Source organism: Neisseria sp. HMSC065D04 (genome assembly GCF_001815675.1).
Classification (GTDB): Bacteria; Pseudomonadota; Gammaproteobacteria; order Burkholderiales; family Neisseriaceae; genus Neisseria.
The window spans coordinates 1959-3933 of sequence record NZ_KV821566.1 but is presented as its reverse complement, the minus strand read 5'-3'; the positions used below and the strand labels follow the sequence as shown (position 1 = coordinate 3933).

The window sequence follows — 1975 nt, the reverse complement described above, 5'->3', positions numbered from 1 at the left end:
GCTTTTGTCGGATACAAGTATCCGACCTACGGCTTGCTCTCCAAAGAAGCCCAAGCCGTGTATGATGAAGGCCTGAAACTGTGGCAGGCCTTCTACCGGGCCGACATCGAACGCAAAATCCGCGACGAATACCTGCTCGACAAAAGCGGTGCAGGCTGGTATAAAATCCGCAACGCCCTGAAAAAGGCCGCTCCGCAAACCGACTTCGCCCCCTTCGAAACCACCTACGCCGCCCTCGCTGCCAAACTCGAACCACTGGTGTACGAATACGGCTTTTTGAAAGAATAGGCAGCCTGAAAAAAGCAGCCTGCACCCCCAAAACAAGGAAACCCCATGATCCCCACACAACACACCGTACTCATCACCGGCGGCGCCACCGGCATCGGCTTTGCGCTGGCAAAAAAGTTCCATGCAGCGGGCAACCACGTGATTTTGGTCGGACGGCGCGAAGACGCGCTACGCCAAGCCGTAGAACAACTTTCAGGAGAACAGCTTTCAGGCAGCCTGCACGATAACGGCGCACGTTGCGGATATGCCGTCGCCGACGTTTCCCAAGCCGAAGACCGCGCACGGCTGGCGGCGCAGTTTCCCGAAACCAGTATCCTCATCAACAACGCCGGCATCCAGTTCACCAAACGGTTGGACGAGCAGACGGACGACGAAATCGCGCAGGAAATCGCCGTCAATCTCACCGCGCCCGTGCAGCTCACCCGCGCCTTCCTACCCATGCTGGCGGGCAAGCCGCAGGCCGCCGTTATCAACGTATCATCGGGCTTGGCGGTGGTGCCCAAGGAAACCTGCGCCGTTTACTGTGCCACCAAAGCCGCGCTACACAGCTTTTCGCAAGTGTTGCGCTGGCAGTTGGAAAACAGCGGTATCCGCGTGTTCGAAATCCTGCCGCCCATGGTCGCCACGCCCATGTACAAAGGCAAGGGGCACGCGCACCTGAAAATTTCGCCCGACGAATTGGCAGACGAATTTTGGCGTGATTTTGAACGCAACCGCTTTGAAAGCATGATTGGCAAAACGAAGTGGCTCTATTGGATTAACCGCCTCTCCGCACGGCTGGGGCAGCGGATTATGCGGAAGGGTTTGTAATCATGAACGCTCCGTCTTCAGATTATCGTGCCGTATTGGATTTTTGGTTTCGCGAAACTGCGCCGCAGCAATGGTTTGCCCGATCCGATGCGTTCGACGGCATCATCTGCCAACGCTTTTTTGCCGTGTAGCAACGCGCCGCACAGGGCGAACTGGCCGACTGGCGCGAATGCCGTGCAATACGTCCGCGGACAAGACCCGCTCCTGCTGCGCCGCGAACAAGCCTATCTCGGCGTGTTGGTGGACGACCTCATCACCAAAGGCGTGAACGAACCCTACCGCATGTTCACCAGCCGCGCCGAATACCGCCTGCAACTCAGGGAAGACAACGCTGACATGCGCCTGACCGAAGACGGCCACAAAATCGGCTTGGTGGGTGAAGAACAATGGCGCATGTTCAACGAAAAACGCAAAGCCATCGAACGCGAAATCCAACGTTTGAAAACAACATGGTACACGCCGCAAAAACTCGCCGAAGACGAACAAATCCGCGTGTTCGGGCAAAAACTCAGCCGCGAAGCCAACCTGCACGACCTCCTGCGCCGCCCGAACCTCGACTACGCCGCACTGATGACGCTCGAAGGCGCAAGGTCGTCTGAAAACCTCTCCACCGAAGTTATCGAACAAGTCGAAATCCAAGTCAAATACCAAGGCTATATCGACCGCCAAAACGAAGAAATCGACAGCCGCCGCGACATCGAAACCTTAAAGCTGCCCGACGACATCGATTACGCGAAAGTCAAAGGTTTATCCGCCGAAGTGCAGCAAAAACTCAACCAGCACAAACCCGAAACCGTCGGACAGGCAAGCCGAATTTCCGGCGTAACCCCTGCGGCAGTGGCGTTGCTGATGGTGCATTTGAAGCGCGGGTTTAAGG

The 1975-nt window shown here is 56.7% G+C and carries 2 protein-coding genes and 2 pseudogenes; all 4 read left to right on the top strand.

All coding sequences use genetic code 11. The annotated features are described in order from the left end of the window. Nucleotides 1–288: pseudogene (locus HMPREF3050_RS14720) on the top strand (hypothetical protein); the annotation flags it as partial. Between the two features lie 45 nt (nucleotides 289–333). Next, complete coding sequence (locus HMPREF3050_RS12890; protein WP_070775074.1) at nucleotides 334–1098, top strand: SDR family oxidoreductase; 765 nt, start codon at nucleotides 334–336, stop codon at nucleotides 1096–1098. Between the two features lie 2 nt (nucleotides 1099–1100). Then, nucleotides 1101–1229 carry a DUF924 family protein gene (locus tag HMPREF3050_RS15085; protein ID WP_246830284.1) on the top strand — a complete coding sequence of 43 codons (129 nt, stop codon included), beginning with the start codon at nucleotides 1101–1103 and terminating at the stop codon, nucleotides 1227–1229. A gap of 31 nt (nucleotides 1230–1260) precedes the next feature. Then, nucleotides 1261–1975 (top strand): annotated as a pseudogene (gidA, locus tag HMPREF3050_RS12880) (tRNA uridine-5-carboxymethylaminomethyl(34) synthesis enzyme MnmG); the annotation flags it as partial.

Excerpts from the sequence above, each read along its gene's own strand:
- HMPREF3050_RS12890 (WP_070775074.1), top strand. The coding sequence starts at position 334 with ATGATCCCCACACAACACACCGTACTCATCACCGGCGGCGCCACCGGC.
- HMPREF3050_RS15085 (WP_246830284.1), top strand. The coding sequence starts at position 1,101 with ATGAACGCTCCGTCTTCAGATTATCGTGCCGTATTGGATTTTTGGTTT.